1 protein-coding gene is annotated in these 1,057 nt (G+C 30.5%); it reads right to left on the reverse strand.

The genetic code is table 11. The features are described from left to right. Positions 1-29 precede the first annotated feature (29 nt). A partial coding sequence (locus tag AA81_RS13920) for an exo-alpha-sialidase (protein ID WP_211292742.1) occupies positions 30-1,057 on the reverse strand: 1,028 nt, incomplete at its 5' end.

Raw genomic sequence — 1,057 nt, forward strand, 5'->3', positions numbered from 1 at the left:
AATACATTTTTAGTTCCTCCCGGTGTACTTTATATTTTTATTATAGTATAAGCAATATTTCTTCTTTCATAAGTATATGCAACCATTAATTCAGATTCACTGATTATCTGAATCCATGGATATGAATATTCTTTGTTTTTTGAATTTTCTAAAATAATTTCTTCATGCCACGTATTTCCAAAGTCATATGAAGTAAAAATAGACAACTTTTCTCTTTTACCCCAAAACGGATCCTCCAAATTAGATAACTTTCTAGGATCTTCAATAATTTCTCCTTTCTCTAAACCCAACGGATTACAACAACAAACTAATAAATTTCCTATCTTTTCTAAAGCCACTCTTGAATTTGGATTTGGTATTCCTGTAGATTTGGGTTTATCCCATTCTTTCCTTTCTAAGTCATAAGTTGTTTTATAAATATAACCATCTCTAGTTCTTAGCAACGAAAAAATGTGATTTTTAATTTCGACCATGTCTTGTTGAATATTTCCCTTTTCCGTCTGAATCTCACCAAATTTTTTCCATTTGTTTCTTTGAATATCATTTGATATATAGGGGGTACTAATCCACATCTTTTCATTATATATAGGAAAAACATATCTGTTATCTCTTAATTTCAATAATTTAGTTCCAAACAAAAGGTTATTGTTAACTAGAGAAAAAGGTTTTTCTTGAGTCCAAGTTGTTCCTTGATCATAAGACTCTTTATACCACAATGACGTTTCAGTCCAATTTTTACCTTCCATGGCAACATAATAAACCCTTATTTTATTATCAAATAATACTGGGCAGGTATTCCCCAGAGATCTCACAGGATCCTGCACAAAAAGTTTTGGAGATTCCCAACTTCCTTCAAGAATATTGTACCGGGAAGTAAATAAATCAACATCTTTATTACCTTCCCAGGTTCCCGCAAACCAAAAGGCTAATATTTCTTTTTCATTGATTTTACACAGACTTACTGAATGAGAACTCAGTTTACCTGGGATTTTGTCAAATATAAAAGATTTTCTAATAACATCCATTTTTTCACTTCCATATAAATTTTTTTCAATCC

This window comes from Petrotoga halophila DSM 16923 (genome assembly GCF_002924615.1).